General features: G+C 71.8%; 16 protein-coding genes and 1 riboswitch. Of the genes, 8 read left to right on the plus strand and 8 right to left on the minus strand.

Translation table 11 applies throughout. The features are described 5' to 3' along the window. Positions 1-98: 98 nt before the first annotated feature. A riboswitch (cobalamin riboswitch) is annotated at positions 99-235 on the minus strand. Positions 236-403: 168 nt separating this feature from the next. Further along, on the minus strand, positions 404-670 hold the full coding sequence (locus ACFV2X_RS13645) for a hypothetical protein (RefSeq protein ID WP_385615461.1): 267 nt from the start codon (positions 668-670) through the stop codon (positions 404-406). A 12-nt stretch (positions 671-682) separates the two neighbouring features. Beyond that, on the minus strand, positions 683-1930 hold the full coding sequence (locus ACFV2X_RS13650) for an anion permease (RefSeq protein ID WP_385615463.1): 1248 nt from the start codon (positions 1928-1930) through the stop codon (positions 683-685). 394 nt (positions 1931-2324) lie between these two features. Between ACFV2X_RS13650 and ACFV2X_RS13655 the strand changes: the two genes are divergently transcribed. The 6 genes from ACFV2X_RS13655 to ACFV2X_RS13680 all read left to right on the plus strand — a co-directional run bounded on the left by ACFV2X_RS13655 (position 2325) and on the right by ACFV2X_RS13680 (position 9043). Further along, positions 2325-2960 carry a class II aldolase/adducin family protein gene (locus tag ACFV2X_RS13655; protein ID WP_385615561.1) on the plus strand — a complete coding sequence of 212 codons (636 nt, stop codon included), beginning with the start codon at positions 2325-2327 and terminating at the stop codon, positions 2958-2960. 80 nt (positions 2961-3040) lie between these two features. Then, positions 3041-4177: an alpha/beta hydrolase gene (locus ACFV2X_RS13660; RefSeq protein WP_385615466.1), complete on the plus strand. Its 1137-nt coding sequence runs from the start codon at positions 3041-3043 to the stop codon at positions 4175-4177. Positions 4178-4299: 122 nt separating this feature from the next. Further along, on the plus strand, positions 4300-5775 hold the full coding sequence (locus ACFV2X_RS13665) for a hypothetical protein (protein WP_385615470.1): 1476 nt from the start codon (positions 4300-4302) through the stop codon (positions 5773-5775). Between the two features lie 166 nt (positions 5776-5941). Continuing rightward, on the plus strand, positions 5942-7540 hold the full coding sequence (gene abc-f / locus ACFV2X_RS13670) for a ribosomal protection-like ABC-F family protein (RefSeq protein WP_385615473.1): 1599 nt from the start codon (positions 5942-5944) through the stop codon (positions 7538-7540). A 381-nt stretch (positions 7541-7921) separates the two neighbouring features. After that, positions 7922-8146, plus strand: a complete 225-nt coding sequence (locus ACFV2X_RS13675; protein WP_179285460.1) for a helix-turn-helix domain-containing protein — start codon at positions 7922-7924, stop codon at positions 8144-8146. A 117-nt stretch (positions 8147-8263) separates the two neighbouring features. Then, complete coding sequence (locus tag ACFV2X_RS13680) at positions 8264-9043, plus strand: enoyl-CoA hydratase/isomerase family protein (protein WP_385615476.1); 780 nt, start codon at positions 8264-8266, stop codon at positions 9041-9043. A gap of 45 nt (positions 9044-9088) precedes the next feature. Here the strand turns inward: ACFV2X_RS13680 and ACFV2X_RS13685 are convergent, their stop codons facing one another. After that, positions 9089-10852 (minus strand): SpoIIE family protein phosphatase, encoded by a 1764-nt coding sequence (locus ACFV2X_RS13685; RefSeq protein WP_385615564.1) that lies wholly within the window; start codon positions 10850-10852, stop codon positions 9089-9091. A 159-nt stretch (positions 10853-11011) separates the two neighbouring features. Here ACFV2X_RS13685 and ACFV2X_RS13690 point away from each other — a divergent pair, with 159 nt between their 5' ends. Then, complete coding sequence (locus tag ACFV2X_RS13690) at positions 11012-15214, plus strand: HAMP domain-containing protein (protein ID WP_385615478.1); 4203 nt, start codon at positions 11012-11014, stop codon at positions 15212-15214. Beyond that, on the plus strand, positions 15211-15684 hold the full coding sequence (locus tag ACFV2X_RS13695) for a two-component system response regulator (RefSeq protein ID WP_385615481.1): 474 nt from the start codon (positions 15211-15213) through the stop codon (positions 15682-15684). The genes ACFV2X_RS13690 and ACFV2X_RS13695 overlap by 4 nt, the downstream gene beginning before the upstream one ends. Before the next feature lie 67 nt (positions 15685-15751). Here ACFV2X_RS13695 and ACFV2X_RS13700 read toward each other — a convergent pair whose 3' ends face one another. From ACFV2X_RS13700 to ACFV2X_RS13720, 5 genes are all read right to left on the minus strand, one after another. Next, positions 15752-16507: an SDR family oxidoreductase gene (locus ACFV2X_RS13700; protein ID WP_385615484.1), complete on the minus strand. Its 756-nt coding sequence runs from the start codon at positions 16505-16507 to the stop codon at positions 15752-15754. A 67-nt stretch (positions 16508-16574) separates the two neighbouring features. Continuing rightward, complete coding sequence (locus tag ACFV2X_RS13705) at positions 16575-17372, minus strand: SURF1 family protein (protein ID WP_385615487.1); 798 nt, start codon at positions 17370-17372, stop codon at positions 16575-16577. Positions 17373-17504: 132 nt separating this feature from the next. Beyond that, entirely contained in the window at positions 17505-17738 is a 234-nt protein-coding gene (locus tag ACFV2X_RS13710; RefSeq protein WP_353595123.1) for a hypothetical protein, read from the minus strand. Between the two features lie 98 nt (positions 17739-17836). Next, positions 17837-18826: a DEDDh family exonuclease gene (locus ACFV2X_RS13715; protein WP_385615490.1), complete on the minus strand. Its 990-nt coding sequence runs from the start codon at positions 18824-18826 to the stop codon at positions 17837-17839. A gap of 102 nt (positions 18827-18928) precedes the next feature. Further along, positions 18929-19450: a hypothetical protein gene (locus ACFV2X_RS13720; RefSeq protein WP_385615492.1), complete on the minus strand. Its 522-nt coding sequence runs from the start codon at positions 19448-19450 to the stop codon at positions 18929-18931. Positions 19451-19452: the final 2 nt, after the last annotated feature.

Below are 19452 nucleotides of genomic sequence, written 5' to 3' on the forward strand. Positions count from 1 at the left end.
CGGAGGTGCCGCGGGCGGGTCGGCGGCATGGCGGTGCCGGGCATGGCGGTATGTCCTCACTCAGGGTCCGCGCCCTGGTTCGACGTGACCGGCGGTGAGAGTCTCCTGGCTCCCGGATCCGCGCTTCTCCCCGTCTTCCAGCCGTCGTGTGGACGGCCGTGACTCGTACGGGCGATGGGAGAGCGCTCCCCGGTGACAGTGGCGGGACCGCGCCGGATTCTCACCGGCTTCCTCTCCTGCCGCCGTTTGGCTCCGGAAGTCCACCATGGGCCGCGAATGGCCGTCAACTCGCGAATGCCCCACCCTGTGTGAGTGTGCCGAGAAGCACATGCCACGGCCGCCGGGCTGGAACGCGCTGGTCGGCACGTTCCAGCCCGGCGGCCGTGAGTGGGGTCGAACGGGGTCAGGCCACGATCAGGTTGATGCCGTACGCCACGGTCGCCGCGCACAGCGCGAAGCAGAGGTACGCGCCGGCGCGCGCGGGGCCGAAGGCGCCGCCGGCCGGGGCCGGGGCGGCGGACGCGGTGGCGGCCGTGTCGGTGCCCGCCTCCGCCTGCCGCGGCTTACGGGAGGTGCCGAGGATGCCGAGGGTGAAGACGCCCACGAAGCCGACGGTCACCACGAGGCTGATGCCGAAGACCTGGCCGAGGGCCGCCCAGTCGATGCTCATCGCGTTACTTCCTTAGCTGGTGCTGCCGGTGGCCGCGGAGGCGCCGGCCGGGGTGGCGGAGGAGGGGGCGGTAGCGGCACGGGCGGGCGGCGGGGCCACGGACTGGAGGGCCGCCGTGACGACGCCCACCGGCTCGGCCGGCAGCGCCGCGGCCTCGTCGATGTCATTGACGTTGGTGTGGTCGACGGGCTTGCGGCGCGAGGCCGCCCAGATCCCGGCGCAGGCGGCGACCGCGAGCACGGCGACCGCCGTGACGCCCCAGTCGCCCTGGTCCGCCAGCAGCGCGGCGCCGCCCGCGACGAGGCCCGCGGCGGGCAGGGTGAGTACCCAGGCGAGGACCATGCGGCCCGCGGTGGACCACCGCACCACAGCGCCCTTGCGGCCGACCCCCGCGCCCATCACGGAGCCGGAGCAGACCTGGGTGGTGGAGAGCGCGAAGCCGATGTGCGACGAGGCGAGGATGACGGTCGCGGCGCCGGTCTGGGCGGCGAAGCCCTGCGGCGGCTGGATGTCGGTGATGCCCTTGCCCATGGTGCGGATGATGCGCCAGCCGCCCAGGTACGTACCGAGGGCGATGGCCAGGCCCGCGGAGACGATGACCCACATCGGCGGGTCGGAGTCGGGCGCGATCACACCGCCGGTGATCAGCGCGAGGGTGATGACCCCCATGGTCTTCTGGGCGTCGTTGGTGCCGTGGGCGAGGGAGACCAGCGCGGCCGAGGCGATCTGCCCGGCGCGGTAGCCCTTCGAGGTGTCCTGGGGGTCGCGGCCGCGGGCCAGCCGGTAGGTGAGCCGGGTCGCGACCAGGGCGGCGACACCGGCCACGATCGGCGCGGCGACGGCCGGGATCAGGACCTTCATGACGATCTTGTCGCTGTTGACCCCGTCCATGCCAACGGAGACCAGGGTGGCGCCGATGAGGCCGCCGAAGAGGGCGTGCGAGGAGCTGGAGGGCAGCCCGGCCAGCCAGGTCAGCAGGTTCCACAGGATCGCGCCGACCAGACCCGCGAAGATCACTTCGGGGCGGACTCCGGCGTCCTCGTCGATGATTCCCCCGGAGATCGTCTTGGCGACCTCCACGGAGAGGAACGCGCCGACGAGATTGAGGACCGCGGACATCGCCACCGCGATCCGGGGACCGAGAGCCCCCGTGGAGATGGTGGTCGCCATGGCATTGGCCGTGTCGTGGAAGCCGTTCGTGAAGTCGAACACCAAGGCCGTAACGATCACGATCCCAATGAGAAGCGTGATGTGTTCCATCGAACTCCTTCGTGGGGGAATGCGATCCCCGAACTTGGCGACACGGAGCGCCGCCGCGTGACTACGGTACGTAGTGCCATGTGGCCACCGTGAGGCCACCGGGATGGCCGCACGAGAAGCCCCTCCTGTGGGAGGGGGAGGATTCGCGCACCCTTGGGCAATCGGTGCGACAACCAAAGGGTGCAGCCACGACCGTAAGGACATGGGGTGAACGGAAGGTGAACTGGGGTGGGCTCGGGGGTGACGCACCTGCGGGAAGGCGGCACCGATGATCCACTCGCCCCCGCAGTGATGCGTACACGACGGCTCGCCTGCCATGATCGGCGCCCGGAGGTGAGGGATCGTGACGAAGCCGGATGCCGCACGACCGAACGGACTTGGGGAGCGACCGGACCTGAGGGAAGGCTGGGAGCGGGTGGTGGAGACGGCCCGCAGGACGGTCGCCGACGGCCTGGTCGTCGGCACCTCGGGCAACGTCTCGGCCAGGGTCGGCGACATCGTCCTGGTGACCCCGAGCGGCGTCCCGTACGACCGGCTCGGCCCGGGTGACACGGTCGGCGTCGACCTGGACGGGCGCCAGGTGATCGGCGAGCTGGCCCCCACCAGCGAACTGCCGATGCACCTCGCGATCTACCGCGACACCGACGCCGCGGCCGTCGTCCACACCCACGCCGTACACGCCACGGCCGTCTCCACCCTGGTCGACGAGGTCCCCGCGATCCACTACATGACCTGCGCCCTCGGCGGCCCGGTGCGCGTCGCGGGCTACGCCCTGTACGGCACCGACGAGTTGGCCCACAACATGCTCGACGCGCTGCGCGACCGCACCGGCTGTCTGCTGCGCAACCACGGCACCGTCGTCCACGGCACCACGCTCGACCAGGCGTACGACCGGACGGCCCAGCTGGAGTGGATGTGCCGGGTCTGGCTCACCGCGGCCGCCGTCCCCGGGTACACCCCGGCCCTGCTGCCACCCGAAGAGCTGCGCCGCGCCGCGGACAAGCTCAGCGGCTACGGCCAGCCCCGCTGAGCCGGGCGGATCGCGGGTCGATCACCCGGCCGGTCAGCGCCCGCTGGCCCGCGGCGGCTTCCCCGCCCACACTGGGAGAGATGCAGCTGCGGACGAAGGCGGTTGTGGCCGCCACCACGATGCTCAGTGTCGGCGCCGGCGCGGTGGCGGCCGGGCGGTACGCCAGCGGCGCCGCCCTGAAGCCCGGCCCCGGCCGGCCGTTCCCGCACGACCCGCGGCTCACCGTGCACGCCGCCGAGGCCGACCGGATCACCCTCACCCGCAGTCTCGCCTCGCTGCGCCCCGGCACGTACGGCCTCGCCGGCTCGGGCTGCCACGCCGTCGTCGGGCCCGTGGTCGAGGACGTCCCGCACCCCCCGGACTCCGTGGTCCGCCGCCTGGAACGGGTGACGTACGGCACCCTGGCCCCAGGCACCCGCGTCCGCTTCACCCCGCAGGTGCACACCGGCAATCCACGGGACACGCTCGGGATCGACCACGCCGACGTCGACGTACCCGGTGAACTGGGCCGGCTGCCCGCCTGGTTCATACCCGGCGACCGCCCCGCCTGGATGATCACCGTGCACGGCCTCGGCACCACCCGTGAGCACCCCATGGTGCTGATGCCGTTCCTGCACAAGCGGCGGTTCCCGCTGCTCGACATCGCCTACCGCGGCGATGCGGGCGCCCCACGCCCCGAGGACGGCATCGGACACCTCGGCGAGACCGAGTGGCGCGATCTCGACGCAGCCATCCGCTACGCGGTGCACTACGGCGCGGAGAGCGTCATCCTGTACGGCTGGTCCATCGGCGCCACCATGGCCCTGCGCGCCGCCGCGGGCTCCGCGCTGCGGGACCGGATCAGCGGGCTCGTCCTGGACTCTCCGGTGCTGGACTGGCAGGCCACCCTGCGGGCGCTCGCCTCGGCCCGGCGCATCCCCTCCGCGCTGCTGCCGCTGGCGATACGGGCCGCCGAGGGGCGGGCGGGCCTGCACGGAGACCGACTGATGGAGCAGGCCGCGATGGCCGAGCTGGACGGGCCGAAGGTGCCGACGCTGATCATCCACGGTCCGGACGACACCATCGCCCCCTGGGGCGCCTCGCGTGAACTCGCCGAGCGCCACTCGGAACTGGTCACCCTTCACCCGGTGCGCAACGCCCCGCACGCCGCGATGTGGAACGCCGACCCCGAAGGGTACGAAGACATGCTGGGCCGCTTTCTGATGCCGTTGATGTGACCCTCACCACCGGCGCACAGAGGGGATCCGGAAGCGCCGTCGGCGACCTTTGTGACCAGCGCGGGCAACCGCCGTACGGGTGCCGATTGGGCTTTCGGGCCGTCACGGGCGAGACTGCTCCCGTGACGTCCCGTACTCCGCGCGACTCCCGGCTCCGACTCGTCCGCCAGCGGCCGATGGCCACAGCCCGCCGGGTTGTGCCGAACCGCGGCTCCCGACCGACGCCCCGCCCGCCCGAGGGCACTCCGCCGCCCTCGGAGCTCGCCCGGCAGGCCAGGTCGGGACTTGCCGGGGCCGTACAGATCGCCCGCTGGGCCGCGAGCCGGCACGCCGTCCCGGGCGTGCTCCCCGCCGAGGCCGTCGCCGAGGCCGCCACCGCCCTGGGAGTGCCCCCCGAACGGATCCGGGCGGACTGGGACCGGGCCCGCCTGGTCGGCCTGATCGAGCTGCACGGCGGCATCGCCCGCCCGGGCTGGCGGCTGCGCGCCTGGGACCGCGACGACAGCGCGGTGCTGCGCGGCTGGGTCGCGCTGCTCGACGCCTGGTCCCTGGACCGCCCGGCGCCGGTCACGGCCGAGCCCACGGCCGTCGCCGAGGTCGTGGAGGCGCTGCCGCAGCTGCTGTCCCTGCTTCAGCTGTCGGCCGGTCCGGTGCAGGTCGCGACGCTTCTGGACATGCTCCAGCAGCGCGTCGCCGAGCTGCGCACCGAGCGGTGCGAGGTGCCGTACGGCCCGGTGGCCGCCCCGGGCCCCGACGACACCCCGCCCGCCGGGACGCCGGACGCCGCCCACTCCCTGGACCACTCCCTGGAGACGCTGCTCGACTGGGCCCTGGACGCGCTCGCCTCCGTGGGCGCGCTCGTGGTGCTGGACGGGTCCTCGGCAGACGGCCCTCAGGAGGCGGCGGAGGCAGCGCGGGAGGCCGTGGAAGGGGCGCGGGAGGGCGCGCGGGAGGCCGTCCTCACCGCGCTCGGCAACTGGGCGGTGTGGGTCAAGCTGGAGCAGATCTGCGTCGCCGCCCAGAGCCCCGCCGGGAACATCGAGCAGCCCGCCGCGGACATGCTGCGCGGCTGCGCGGGCCTGACCCCCGGCCCGGCCCGCGCCGAGTACCGGGCCTGGCTCGCCGCCCGGCCCGTCGGCAGCGCCGTCACCGAGCTCATCGAGGCGGCCCGCGGCGACGACGCGCTGCTGCGCGGGCTCGCCTTCGAGGCGCTGCGCGTCGTCGGGGCGCCCGCCGAGCCGACCGTACGGGCCGTGGTCGACGAGTCCGCGCTGCGCCCGTACGCGCTGCTGTGGCTGGCCGAGCACGAGGGGGTGGACCCGGAGGACGCGCTGGACGTGCTGACCCGCGAGGAGGCCACCTGGCTGTGGGTGGACACGGCCGCGGCCATCTCCGACCACGGCGAGAGCCCGCTGCTCGTGCGCCATCTGGAGTCCGCCGTGCAGGGCACGGTCCCGGCGCTGCTGGAGGAGGTACGGGCCGTGGGCCACCCCCGCACCGTGCAGGTCCTGGTCGCACTGGCCGCCGCCCACCCCGACCCGGCCCTCGCCAAGGCGGTCCGCCGCGCGGCCTTCCAGGTACACACGGGCGGCGCTTAGGCAGCCCGGACCCCGGCCCCGTACCTGGGAGGCCCGCCCGGGCCGGGAAAAAGCCCTTGCGGGCCCCGCTAAACTAATCGCATGGCAATTCTCCTCGTGCATTAGACGGCGTCGGCCTCTTTTCGCCCGTCCGTCCAGCCGTCCACCCCGCCCTGGAGTAATTCCCGTGATCACCGCCTCCGGCATCGAGTTGCGCGCCGGCGCCCGTGTCCTCATCGAGTCCGCCTCCTTCCGCGTCGCCAAGGGCGACCGCATCGGCCTCGTCGGGCGCAACGGCGCGGGCAAGACCACCCTCACCAAGTGCCTCGCCGGTGAGGGCATCCCGGCCGCCGGCACCATCACCCGCTCCGGCCAGGTCGGGTATCTGCCCCAGGACCCGCGCACCGGCGATCTCGACGTGCTCGCCCGCGACCGCATCCTCTCCGCCCGTGAGCTGGACTCCGTGCTCCGCAAGATGCGCGAGAACGAGGACCGGATGGCGAACGGCAAGGGCGCCACCCGCGAGCGCGCGATGAAGAAGTACGAGCGGCTGGAGACCGAGTTCCTCACCAAGGGCGGTTACGCCGCCGAGGCGGAGGCCGCGACCATCGCCGCCAGCCTCGGGCTGCCCGACCGCGTGCTCGGCCAGCCCCTGCATACGCTCTCCGGCGGTCAGCGCCGCCGGGTCGAGCTGGCCCGGATCCTCTTCTCGGACTCCGATGTCCTGCTCCTGGACGAGCCGACCAACCACCTCGACGCCGACTCCATCATCTGGCTGCGGGACTACCTGAAGACCTACCGCGGCGGCTTCATCGTCATCTCCCACGACGTGGACCTGGTCGAGACGGTCGTCAACAAGGTCTTCTACCTGGACGCCAACCGCTCGGTCATCGACATCTACAACATGGGCTGGAAGCTCTACCAGGCCCAGCGCGAGGCCGACGAGAAGCGCCGCAAGCGGGAGCGGGCCAACGCGGAGAAGAAGGCCGCGGCCCTCAACTCCCAGGCGGACAAGATGCGGGCCAAGGCCACCAAGACGGTGGCCGCGCAGAACATGGCCCGCCGCGCCGAGAAACTGCTGTCCGGCCTCGAAGCGGTGCGGCAGTCCGACAAGGTCGCCAAGCTCCGCTTCCCGGACCCGGCCCCGTGCGGCAAGACGCCCCTGGCGGCCGAGGGCCTGTCCAAGTCGTACGGCTCGCTGGAGATCTTCACCGACGTCGGCCTGGCCGTCGACCGGGGCTCGCGGGTGGTCATCCTCGGGCTCAACGGCGCGGGCAAGACGACCTTGCTCCGGCTGCTGGCCGGGGTCGAGAAGCCGGACACCGGGCAGGTCACCCCCGGCCACGGTCTCAAGCTCGGCTACTACGCGCAGGAGCACGAGACGCTGGACCCGGACCGCACGGTCCTGGAGAACATGCGCTCGGCCGCCCCCGATCTCGACCTCGTGGACATCCGCAAGACGCTGGGGTCCTTCCTCTTCTCCGGCGACGACGTCGACAAGCCGGCGGGTGTGCTGTCCGGCGGTGAGAAGACCCGGCTCGCGCTGGCCACGCTCGTGGTCTCCTCGGCCAACGTCCTGCTGCTCGACGAGCCCACCAACAACCTCGACCCGGCCAGCCGCGAGGAGATCCTCGGCGCGCTGCGCACCTTCACGGGCGCGGTGGTGCTGGTCACCCACGACGAGGGCGCGGTCGACGCGCTGCAGCCGGAGCGGATCATTCTGCTGCCGGACGGCGTCGAGGACCTGTGGGGCGAGGACTACGCGGACCTCGTCGCGCTCGCCTGAGCCGCCACGGATCTGCTCCGGATCCGCTACGGATCCGCCCTCTCGTAGATCATGCGCCATAGATCATTCGGCCTAGGCGTGATCCTTCATCTGAGTGAGAACGGCTGGTACCGCGGCGCGTCGTCAGTGACCGGCGCATAAAGCGTGCCGCGCGCCGGCGTGCGGTGGTGCGATCGCGACCACCGACGGCCTGACCTGCCGGTTCGTCCATCATGTGGACCGTTTCTGAGCGCGACTGCCTGCGGAATCTTCAATTCCGGGGGCGATCACCCCATCAATTCGGGAAAGCCTTCCTCCAGAGACCTTGCCGAATGGGTGGCCAGGAAGCCGCCTAGGGGTGATCATGAGAGTCCAGAGCGCACTTCCCATGAGGAGGCACGGGTGGCCGAGACTCTGAAGAAGGGCAGCCGGGTGACCGGCGCCGCGCGCGAAAAGCTCGCGGCAGACCTGAAAAAGAAGTACGACTCCGGTGCGAGCATCCGGGCGCTGGCCGAGGAGACCGGCCGCTCCTACGGATTCGTCCACCGGATGCTCAGTGAGTCCGGCGTGGCCCTGCGTGGTCGCGGTGGAGCGACACGGGGCAAGAAGGCCGCAACAACGGCCTGACACCCCAGACATGTCGTACCGGTGGGTATGAGCGGTGCCACCCGGTTGATCGGACCGTCGGCCGGGTGGTTACTGTGCAGTCACTTAAGTGTGTGACCGCACCCACCGGAGGCTTCCGTGACCCTGCTGGACAAGGACGGCGTTCACCTCACCGCTGACGATGCGATCGCCACGGTGACCCTGACCAACCCCGACAAGCGGAACGCCCAGTCGCCCGCGACCTGGCGGGCGCTGGCCGAGGCCGGACGGGCGCTGCCGGGCAGCGTCCGGGTGGTCGTGCTGCGCGCCGAGGGCAAGTCCTTTTCTGCGGGGCTCGACCGGCAGATGCTCACGCCCGAGGGGTTCGACGGCGAGCCGTCCTTCCCCGAGCTGGCCCGCCGCTCCGACTCGGAGCTGGACGCCGTCATCGCCGAGTGCCAGGAGGCGTTCACCTGGTGGCGGCGGCATGACATCGTCTCCGTCGCTGCCGTCCAGGGGCATGCCATCGGCGCGGGCTTTCAGCTGGCCCTCGCCTGTGACCTGCGGGTCTGCGCCGACGACGCGCAGTTCGCGATGCGCGAGACCAGCCTCGGGCTGGTCCCCGACCTCACCGGCACCCATCCGCTGGTCTCCCTCGTGGGCTACGCCCGGGCGCTGGAGATCTGCCTGACCGGCCGCTTCGTCCACGCCGAGGAGGCCGAGCGCATCGGCCTGGCCAACCTGGTCGTGCCCGCCGCGGAGCTGGACGCCGCGGTCCGGGACCTGACGGCGGCGCTGCTCGCCGCGGACCGCGACGCCGTGATCGAGACCAAGGCGCTGCTGCGTGGGGCGGGGGAGCGGACGTACGAGGAGCAGCGCGCCGCCGAGCGCGCCGCGCAGGCCCGGCGGCTGCGCGACCTGGCGGGGCTGGGCGAGTAGCGCCGTCCACGGCGGCGCCACCGCGCCGGCACCTCGCCGCACCGTCTACGGCTGGGCCATCCGCACCGGCAGCGGCCGTACCGGCACCGCTTCGAGTACGAGCACCGCGAGGTCGTCGTCGATCGGCTCGGGGCCGAAGTCATGGGCGGCGCGCCGGACCCGTTCCGCCACCGCCTTGGCGCCCAGGCCCGCGCACCCCCGCAGGATGTCGGCGAGGCCGTCGTCGTCGTCCAGCTGCCGGTTGCCGCTGCGCCGCTCGGTCACCCCGTCGGTGACGCACAGCAGCGTCTCGCCGAGCGCCAGGTCGAAGTTGTCGGCGTGGAACTCGGCGCCCTCGTCGATGCCCAGCAGCATCTGGGAGCTGCCCGTGGTGACCACCGAGCCCTCGGCGGTCAGCCGTAGCGGCAGCGGGTGTCCGGCGCTGGCCAGTGTGCAGTGGGCGCTGCCTGTGGCCGGGTCGGGCTCCAGCTCGCCGTACAGCAGGCTCAGGAAGCGCGGCCGGGCCTGTTCGCCGCCGACGGCCACGGCTTCGGCGCCCTCCTCCACCAGCGCCTGGTTCAGCCGGGAGAGCACGGACTCGACGCCGTGGCCCTCGCGGGCCAGCAGCCGGACCAGATGGCGGGCCAGACCGGTCACCGACATCGCCTCCGGGTCGCTGCCGCACACATCGCCGAGCAGGAAGCACCAGCGGCGGCCGCCCATCGGGAACAGGTCGTAGAAGTCACCGCCGACGGTCTGTTCCTCGCCGTGCGGCTCGTACACGATCGCCGTGTCGACGCCCGGGATATGGGCGAGGGAGGTGGGCAGCTGCCGGCGCTGGAGCGCCCGGCTGATGGTCGCCTGCCGGGTGTAGCGCCGGGCGGTGGCCACGGCCTGGGCCACCCGCCGGGCCACATCGCCCGACAGCCGCGCCACGCCCTCGGTCAGCTGGGTCACGCCCGCCCGCCCCAGCAGCAGTACGCCGTGGTTGCGGCCCTGGGCGAGCAGCGGGAACGCCAGTGCGGCCCCGCCCGCGCCACGGCCGTCCGCGGGCTCGGGCCAGGGCCAGGGGGTGCCTGAGGGGTCGAGTCCGGTGGGCGGCGGGTGGCTCTCGAGCGCCAGCCGGAGCGCGTCGTTGCGGCGCTCGTCGCTGTGCCATACGCGGCGCAGCCGCAGCCTCTGGCCTTCGGTGCTCAGCCATACCGCGCACCAGTCGGCGAGCCGGGGCACCAGGAGCTGCCCGGCGAGGGCGGCGACCATGTTCTCGTCCAGCTGTCCGGCGAGGAGGTCGCTGGCCTCCGCGAGGAACGACGGCCCGCCGCGGTCCACCCACCCACCGGAGCCTTCCCGGTGCCGCGGCGGCGCGGCCGGGGCGAGGGCCTTGGCGAAGCGCACTTCGCTGCCCACCGCGTCGACCGGGAGGGCATCGCCCCCGGACCCCTCCGGCGCGGCGTCCAGCCGGAACCACACCGCCTTGCGGGTGCGGTGGTACGTCACGCCCCAGGACTCCGCGAGCGCGCCCATCAGCTGGAGGCCGCGGCCGCGGCGCCGGGTGTCCTGGCCGCCGTACACCGCGCTGGCGGGGTGGAGGTCGCTCACCTCGACGACGACGCCCGGGGGTGTGGTCTGCAGCCGGCAGACGACCTCGATCTCGGTGCCCGCGTGCAGCACGGCGTTGGTGACCAGCTCGCTGACCAGGAGCACGGCGTCCTCGGTCAGCCGGTCGCCGAGCGGGCGCGGCCCGAGGACCGCCGGCGCGCCCGCTCCCGTCAGCGTGGTGCGCACAAACGCGCGCGCCGCGGCGGGCGCCCCCACGGTCCCGGGCAGCATGGTCCGCGATACGGACTCCCGCGAGAGAGGAAGCAAAGCTCCCACCAGCTGCTCCTGGCGCTTCGGGGCGATTAGGTCATTTCGGTGCCATATTATGACAGGCACAGGAGTGCGAATCGATCCATAAGAGACGATGTCATGGCAAATGACCCGACCCCCATGGACATACGTTCCGACGTCCTCCCCGAATCCCCGGGCCTCGCGCCCGGCGAGGAGCGGGTGAGCGCGGCAGGCCTGCGGTCCCTGCTGGGTGCGATGCAGGCGTTGTGTGACGGGGACTTCTCCGTGCGCGCCAACAGCGCGGAAGAGGGCACGCTCGGCGAGATGGCCGGGGCGTTCAACCAACTCGTGGTGCGGAACGCCCATCTGGCCTCGGAGCTGCAGCGGGTGCGCCGCGAAGTGGTACGGCAGGGCAGACTCGACGAGCGGATCACGGCAAGCCCCGGCCAAGGGGCCTGGACGACCAGTGTGGACGCGGCGAATCAGCTGGTGGACGCGCTCGTCGGCCCCGTCTCGAACGCCACGCAGGTGCTGGACGCGGTCGCCGCGGGCGATCTGACCAAACGCGTCGACCTGCACGACGGCAATCGTCAGCTGCGCGGCGATCTGAGCCGGCTCGGGCGCGGCGTCAACCGCACGGTGGACCAGCTGTCGCTGTTCACCGGTGAGCTCACCCGCGTCGCCCGCGAGGTCGGCACCGAGGGCCGGCTCGGCGGCCGGGCCAAGGTCCAGGGGCTGTCCGGCGACTGGCGCGAGGTCACCGAGGCCGTCAACACCATGGCCTCCCGGCTGACGGCGCAGGTGCGGGACATCGCCGTGGTGACCACGGCGGTCGCGCGCGGCGACCTCACCCGGCAGGTGACCGTCGAGGCCACCGGGGAGCTGCTGGAGCTGAAGCTGACCGTGAACACGATGGTCGACCAGCTGTCGGCGTTCGCGGACGAGGTCACGCGGGTGGCCCGTGAGGTGGGCACCGAGGGTGAGCTGGGCGGCCGGGCCCAGGTCCGCGGGGTCTCCGGGGTGTGGAAGGACCTGACGGACAACGTCAACTTCATGGCGTCCAACCTGACCTCGCAGGTGCGCAACATCGCCCAGGTGACCACGGCGGTGGCCAACGGCGATCTCTCGCAGAAGATCACCGTGGACGCCCGGGGCGAGATCCTTCAGCTGAAGCTGACCGTGAACACGATGGTCGACCAGCTGTCGGCGTTCGCGGACGAGGTCACGCGGGTGGCCCGCGAGGTCGGTACGGAGGGTGAGCTGGGCGGCCGGGCCCAGGTCCGGGGCGTATCGGGCGTGTGGAAGGACCTGACCGAGAACGTCAACTTCATGGCGGACAACCTGACCTCCCAGGTCCGCAACATCGCCCAGGTCGCCACCGCGGTGGCGGAGGGAGACCTCAGCAAGACGATCACGGTGGAGGCCAAGGGCGAGATCCTGGAGCTCAAGTCGACGATCAACACGATGGTCGACCGGCTCTCCGCGTTCGGCGACGAGGTCACGCGGGTGGCCCGTGAGGTGGGCACCGAGGGCAACCTGGGCGGTCAGGCGCAGGTCCGCGGGGTCTCCGGGGTGTGGAAGGAACTCACCGACAACGTCAACTTCATGGCGCTGAACCTGACCTCGCAGGTGCGGAACATCGCCCAGGTGACCACGGCGGTGGCCAACGGCGACCTGTCGAAGAAGATCACGGTGGACGCCCGGGGCGAGATCCTGGAGCTGAAGGACACCGTGAACACCATGGTCGAGCAGCTTCGGGCGTTCGCCGACGAGGTCACGCGGGTGGCCCGCGACGTCGGGACCGAGGGGGAGCTGGGCGGCCGGGCTCAGGTGCCGGGCGTCTCCGGGGTGTGGAAGGACCTGACGGACAACGTCAACTTCATGGCGTCCAACCTGACCTCCCAGGTCCGCAACATCGCCCAGGTCGCCACCGCCGTCGCCCAGGGCGATCTGTCCAAGAAGATCGACGTGGACGCGCGCGGCGAGATCCTGGAGCTCAAGACCACCATCAACACGATGGTCGACACGCTCTCCTCGTTCTCCTCCGAGGTCACCCGGGTCGCCCGCGAGGTCGGCAGCGAGGGCCGGCTGGGCGGCCAGGCCCGGGTCGAGGCGGTCTACGGCACCTGGAAGCGGCTGACCACCAGCGTCAACGAGCTCGCCCTGAACCTGACCACCCAGGTGCGGGCCATCGCCGAGGTCGCCTCCGCGGTCGCCCAGGGCGATATGTCCGCGTCCGTCTCGGTCGAGGCCCAGGGCGAGGTCGCCGAGCTCAAGCACAACGTCAACGTCATGGTGGCCAATCTGCGCGAGACCACCAGGGCCAAGGACTGGCTGGAGTCCAACCTCGCCCGTATCGCCTCCCTGATGCAGGGCCACCGCGATCTGGTCGAGGTCGCCGATCTGATCCTGCGCGAGCTCACTCCGCTGGTCAACGCCCAGTTCGGGGCGTTCTTCCTCACCCAGGGCGGCGCCAAGCCGGGCGAGGGCCTCGAGTTCATCGCCGGCTACGGCATCAACCCGGAGAAGGGGCCGCTGCCGCGGAGCGGGTCGGCGGGCCGCGGACTGATCGCCCAGGCGGCCATCGAGAAGAAGCGCATCCTGATCACCGACGTCCCACCGAACTTCATCACCATCGACTCCGGGCTCGGGTCCGCGGTCCCGGCGAGCGTCGTCATCCTGCCGATCCAATACGAGGACCAGGTGCTCGGGGTGATCGAGCTGGCCTCCTTCAGCCGGTTCAGCGAGGTCCACCTGGCCTTCGTCGACCAGTTCGTCAACACCATCGGCGTATCGATCAACACCATCATCGCCAACGCCCGCACCGAGTCCCTGCTCTCGGAGTCCCAGCGGCTCACCACCGAGCTGCGCCAGCGCTCCAACGAGCTCCAGCGCTCCAACGCGGAGCTGGAGGAGAAGGCCGCGCTGCTGGCCACCGCCTCGCAGTACAAGTCCGAGTTCCTGGCCAACATGTCGCATGAGCTGCGCACCCCGCTCAACTCGCTGCTCATCCTGGCCAGGCTGCTCGCCGACAACCCCGACGGGCGGCTGTCCGAGCAGGAGGAGCAGTTCGCCACCACCATCCACCGCTCCGGCTCGGATCTGCTCCAGCTGATCAACGACATCCTCGACCTGTCGAAGATCGAGGCGGGCCGGATGGACGTACGCCCCAGGAAGCTGCCGGTGGTCAAGCTGCTCGACTACGTCAACGCGACCTTCCGGCCGCTGGCCGTCGACCGGGGCCTGTCCTTCGAGATCACCGTCGGCGAGGACGTTCCGCGCGAGATGTTCTCCGACGAGCAGCGGCTCCAGCAGATCCTGCGCAACCTGCTGTCCAACGCGCTCAAGTTCACCTCCTCGGGCGGGGTGAAGCTGCACGTCGAGCGGGCGCCCGGAGAGAAGTTCAGCGAGGAGACGCTGCGGAGCGCGGACGCCGTCGTGGCCTTCTCCGTCACCGACACCGGTATCGGCATCCCGCCCGAGAAGCTGTCCGTGATCTTCGAGGCGTTCCAGCAGTCCGACGGCACCACCAGCCGCAAGTACGGCGGCACCGGGCTCGGCCTGTCCATCAGCCGGGAGATCGCCGGAATGCTGGGCGGCCGGATCGTCGCCGAGAGCGAGGTGAACGTCGGCTCCCGCTTCACCCTCTACGTCCCCTCGCACTACGCCGGTATCGTCCCGGCGCCCGACCCGTCGGAACCCCGGGCCACCGGCTCCACCGTCCCGGCCGCGCCCCCCGCGCCGGACGAGCAGATGCCGGACGTCGCCGACCACGCGCCCAGCGGGGTGTTCGGTGACGAGACCAGCCTGACGGGCGTCTCACGCCGGTCGGGCGGCGACGGCCGCGACGAGTCCTGGCCGGAGACCACCCGGCTCAGCGAATGGCAGTCCGGCCGCCCCCACCGGGTGCTGAGCGGGCGGCGCATCCTCGTCGTCGACGACGACATCCGCAACGTCTTCGCGCTGACCCATGTGCTGGGCCGGGTCGGCATGACCGTGAAATACGCGGAGAACGGCCGTGAGGGCCTGGAGGTGTTGCACCGCAACCCCGACGTCTCCCTGGTCCTGATGGACGTGATGATGCCGGAGATGGACGGCTACGAGACGATCCGGGCCATCCGCGGCACCCCCCGCCTCGCCGATCTGCCGATCATCGCCCTCACCGCCAAGGCCATGCCGGGCGACCGGGAGAAGGCGATCGACAGCGGCGCCAACGACTACGTCCCCAAGCCCGTGGACGTCGACCGCTTGCTGTCGGCCGTCTGCGATCTGCTCGATCCGCTGGGCAGCCCGCCCGGCGGGACCGCCGCGGCCCGCGCGGGCGCCGCGGACACCGGACCGCCGGGGCGGGGGCGGACATGAGCGGCGGCGCACCCGAGAAGTCGGCGATTCTGATCGTCGACGACATGGAGGAGAACCTGATCGCGCTGGAAGCCGTCCTCGGCCCGCTCGATCTCCGGCTGGTCCGCGCCCACTCCGGGGAGGAGGCGCTGAAGGCCATGCTGCGGCAGGACTTCGCGGCCGTCCTGCTCGACATCCTGATGCCGGGCATGGACGGCTTCGAGACGGCCGCCACCATCAAGCGCCTCGACCAGACCAAAGACGTCCCGATCATCCTGCTGACCGGGGAGGACACCGACTCCGACTACGCCTACCGGGGCTATGCGATCGGCGCCGCCGACTTCGTGACCAAGCCCTTCGACCCCTGGCTGCTGCGCACCAAGGTCAATGTGTTCCTGGAGCTGCACCGCAAGAACCGCCGGCTCGCCGAACGGGTCGCCGAGCTCGAACGGACCGTCGACACCCTGCGCGCGGCGACCCCCGGCGAATGAGGGCCGGGTGACCCGGTCCGTACCGCCGGGCCCCCTTCCGTACGTATCGTCACTCAGGCCGTGCGGCTCAGAAGCCGTGCAGCGCGCCGCCGTCCACCGGCAGCATGACGCCGGTCAGATACGACGCGGCGGGCGAGAGCAGGAACGCCGTCGCCCGGCCGAACTCCTCCGGTGTGCCGTAGCGCCGCAGCGGGATCTGCTCGCTGTTGCGGGCCCGCGCCTCGTCCGCGTCGCCGAACAGCGAGTCCAGCTCGCGGACCCGGTCGGTGTCGATACGGGCCGGCAGCAGGCCGACGACCCGGATGCCCCGCGGGCCCACCTCCGAGGCGAGGGACTTCGCGAAGCCCGCAAGACCCGGCCGCAGCCCGTTGGACACCGTCAGACCGGGGATCGGCTCGTACACGGAGCCGGAGAGGACGAAGCCGATCACACCGCCGGAGGAGAGCTCCGCGGCGGCGGTGCGGGCCAGGCGGACCGCGCCCAGGAAGACGGAGTCGAAGGCCGCCCGCCACTGCTCGTCGGTGATGTTCGCCGTCAGGCCCGCCGGAGGGCCGCCGACGCTGATGAGTACGCCGTCGAAGCCGCCGAAGCGGTCACGGGCCGTGGCGATCAGGCGCTCGGCCACGGCCGGGTCGGCGTTGTCGGCCGCGACGCCGACGGCGTTCGGGCCCAGTTCGGCGGCGGCCTCCGCCGCCGTCTTTTCGTCGCGGCTGGTGATCACGACCTTCGCACCGTCGGCGACCAGCTCACGAGCGGCCGCGTGGCCCAGCCCGCGGCTGGCTCCGGTGAGGACGTACACCCGGTCTTTGAGTCCAAGATCCATGGGGTCAGTCTGCCGTGGGGCCCTCGGCGAGCGTAAGGGAGGTCGGCGCGGGACCGGCCGTGACCGGTCAGACCCCGGCGGGCTCGGGTTCGGGCGCGGGCTCGGCGTCCCGTGCGGCCGCCCGGTCGCGCAGCTCGCGCCGGACCAGGATCACCCAGCCGATGGGCACGCCCGCGGAGAACAGCCACCACTGGATCGCGTACGCCATATGCGGGCCGATGCCGCTGTGGTCCGGCTCCGGGACCACCTCGGGCTGGTCGCTGCCCTTGGGGGAGGACTTGGTCAGCTCGATGTAGCCGCCGAGGACCGGCTCGGACAGGGACTTCGCCAGCTGCCCGCTGTTGATCAGCATGACCTGGCGGGCGGGCAGCCCCTGCTTGTCCTTGATGCCGCTGTTCCCGGTCGTCTCGTCCCGCTTGAGGCGGCCGGTGACGGTGATCTCGCCGGAGGGGGCGGCGGGCACCTTGGGGAAGCGGGTGAGGTCGTTGCCCGCCGGGATCCAGCCGCGGTTGACCAGGACGGCCCGGCCGTCGTCCATGACGAGCGGGGTGAGCACGTAGTAGCCGATGGTCTGGTCGTCGGCGGCGGTCCGCTGGCGTACGACCACCTCGTGGCCGGTGTCGTACCGGCCCTTGGCGGTCACGGTGCGCCACATCTCGTCGTAGGCGACGGTGCGTCCGGGCCCGGTGAGCCGGTCCACGGGGACGGCCCGAGCGTCCAGGTTGTCGGCGATCAGCTGGTTCTGCGCGACCCGGTGCTCATGCCGGTGGAGCTGCCAGTAGCCCAGTCGGATCATGACCGGGATCAGGGCGAGCCCCACGAGCGTGAGGATCACCCACTGCCGGGACAACAGGAAGCGGTACACGACCTTGACAGTACTCGCCGGTCATTCTCGCCACGGACCGCCCCCCGGCCGTCGGAGACGGTGAGGGGACGACAGAGGGACGATCCGGGGCGTTTTCGGTCAGATGTGGTTCAGATGTCGTCCAGACGTGGTTCAGACGCGGTCGATGATCCCCACCTTCCCTTCCGCCCGGGAGCAGTGGGCTCCGCAGTAGAAGTGGCCGTCCACCTCCACGCCCTGGCCGATGATCTGGCACCGGCAGTGCTCGCAGATGGGCGCCATGCGGTGGATGGCGCAGGAGAAGCAGTCGAAGACGTGCACCGCGCCCTGCGCGTGCACCTCGAACGTCAGGTGGTAGTCGTTTCCGCAGACCTCGCAACGTGCCATGGGGCACAGGGTGCGGGGTGCGGGTCGGGGTGGGGGAGCGGCGGCCGGGCGTGTTGGGCCGACTTCACCTGTTTGCTGGCTTCACTTGTTTGTCGGCTTCACTTGTCGGGTGCCGGGGCGACGTCCCGCAGCAGCTGGGTGAAGGCCGCCTCGTCGATGACCGGGGTGTCGAAGGAGGCCGCCTTGGTGATCTTGGAGGTCGCGGCCTCCGGGTCGTTGGTGACCAGCAGGCTGGTGAGCCGGGAGACGCTGGTGGCCACGTGCAGCCCGGCCTCGATCGCCTGGTCCTCCAGCAGCTCGCGGTCGATCGAGGTGTCGCCGGAGAAGGCCACCCGCATGCCCTGGACCAGCCGGCCGCCCGGCTCGTAGCGCCCCGGGTTGGGGTAGGGGCAGGACGGGCGCTTGCGGCTGGGGCGCCAGCTGGTCGCGCGGTAGGACCGCTGGTAGCCGATCGGCCGGGGGGCGTCGGACCATTCGGTCAGCGGCTGGCAGGCGAGCAGGGGCAGCCGCAGCCCGCCCGCGGCGGCCGCGTGCAGACTCGGCCGGAAGGTCTCGGCGAGCACCCGTGCGTCGTCCAGGGCGTGGTGGGCGCGCTCCTGGACCACCCCGTAGTGCGCGGCCAGGGACTCCAGCTTGTGATTGGGCAGCGGCAGGCCCAGCTCTTTGGAGAGCGCGATCGTGCACAGCCGCTGCCGCACCGGCGCGGCGCTCCCCGCGCGCGCGTACTCCCGGGCGAGCATCGACCAGTCGAAGACCGCGTTGTGCGCGACCAGCACCCGGCCGTCCAGGCGCTGGGCCAACTCGTCGGCGACCTCCGCGAAGAGCGGCGCATCGGCCAGGGTGTCGCTGGTCAGGCCGTGGATCCACACCGGGCCCGGATCGCGCTGCGGATTGACCAGGGTGTACCAGTGGTCCTGCACGGCGCCGCGCGCGTCCAGTTGGTAGACCGCGGCGGACACGATCCGGTCGTCGCGGGCGAGCCCGGTCGTCTCCACGTCGACGACCGCGTATCCGTCGGGATAGGCGGCCGGCCACGGCGAGGGCGGCGATACGAGCCGCGGTGCGGCGGCCATGCGGTCTTCGAGCATGGTCCATGAGGATACGGGCCGCAGCCGACAGTCCGCTCCAGCAGGGCCCAACGCACGGCCCTCACGGCCGCCCTGACGCCCTGTGGCAACCTGTCCCAGGGCTCAGGCCGTCACCGGCAGCCGCCGCAGCCTGACCACGCGCTCCGGGTCCGAGTGCCGGTCGTGGCTCAGCTCCCAGCCCAGCCCGCGCGCCGCTTGGACGACATAGCCCGCGCCGACGCCTCGGAAGTCGCGCAGCCATACCTCGTACGGGCCGGGCGGCGGGGCCTTCCTGGCCGTCTGGGCCGCCTCTTCCTTACGGGTCCACGCGGTGAGCTTCTTGTCCACGCGCGCCCGGTAGAAGCCGGCGTCGCCCTCGTGCCGCAGCTCGGGGAGCGTCACACACCAGCGCGGCCAGATCTCCACACGGTCCCCGAACGAGTCGAGCAGCTTGGTGAAGCCCTTCTCGAAGCCGGGGATCAGCGACAGCACCTCCCCGACGAACGCGAACGCGAGGAAGACCAGGAAGACGGCCAGCAGCAGCACCCACCACACCGGCAGAACCACCACGGTGAGCAGGAACAGCGGGACCAGCAGGGCCCTGGAACGGTTGGGCAGCGGCCCCCAGGCGTCGTCGCGGTCCACGG

The organism is Streptomyces sp. NPDC059679 (assembly GCF_042734105.1).
Lineage (GTDB): Bacteria > Actinomycetota > Actinomycetes > Streptomycetales > Streptomycetaceae > Streptomyces.

Coding starts and splice junctions, on each gene's coding strand:
- ACFV2X_RS13685 (WP_385615564.1), bottom strand. CDS start 10,852: ATGCTGCCCGGGACCGTGGGGGCGCCCGCCGCGGCGCGCGCGTTTGTG.
- ACFV2X_RS13710 (WP_353595123.1), bottom strand. CDS start 17,738: ATGGCACGTTGCGAGGTCTGCGGAAACGACTACCACCTGACGTTCGAG.
- ACFV2X_RS13645 (WP_385615461.1), bottom strand. CDS start 670: ATGAGCATCGACTGGGCGGCCCTCGGCCAGGTCTTCGGCATCAGCCTC.
- ACFV2X_RS13690 (WP_385615478.1), top strand. CDS start 11,012: ATGGACATACGTTCCGACGTCCTCCCCGAATCCCCGGGCCTCGCGCCC.
- ACFV2X_RS13715 (WP_385615490.1), bottom strand. CDS start 18,826: ATGCTCGAAGACCGCATGGCCGCCGCACCGCGGCTCGTATCGCCGCCC.
- ACFV2X_RS13695 (WP_385615481.1), top strand. CDS start 15,211: ATGAGCGGCGGCGCACCCGAGAAGTCGGCGATTCTGATCGTCGACGAC.
- ACFV2X_RS13700 (WP_385615484.1), bottom strand. CDS start 16,507: ATGGATCTTGGACTCAAAGACCGGGTGTACGTCCTCACCGGAGCCAGC.
- ACFV2X_RS13650 (WP_385615463.1), bottom strand. CDS start 1,930: ATGGAACACATCACGCTTCTCATTGGGATCGTGATCGTTACGGCCTTG.
- ACFV2X_RS13660 (WP_385615466.1), top strand. CDS start 3,041: ATGCAGCTGCGGACGAAGGCGGTTGTGGCCGCCACCACGATGCTCAGT.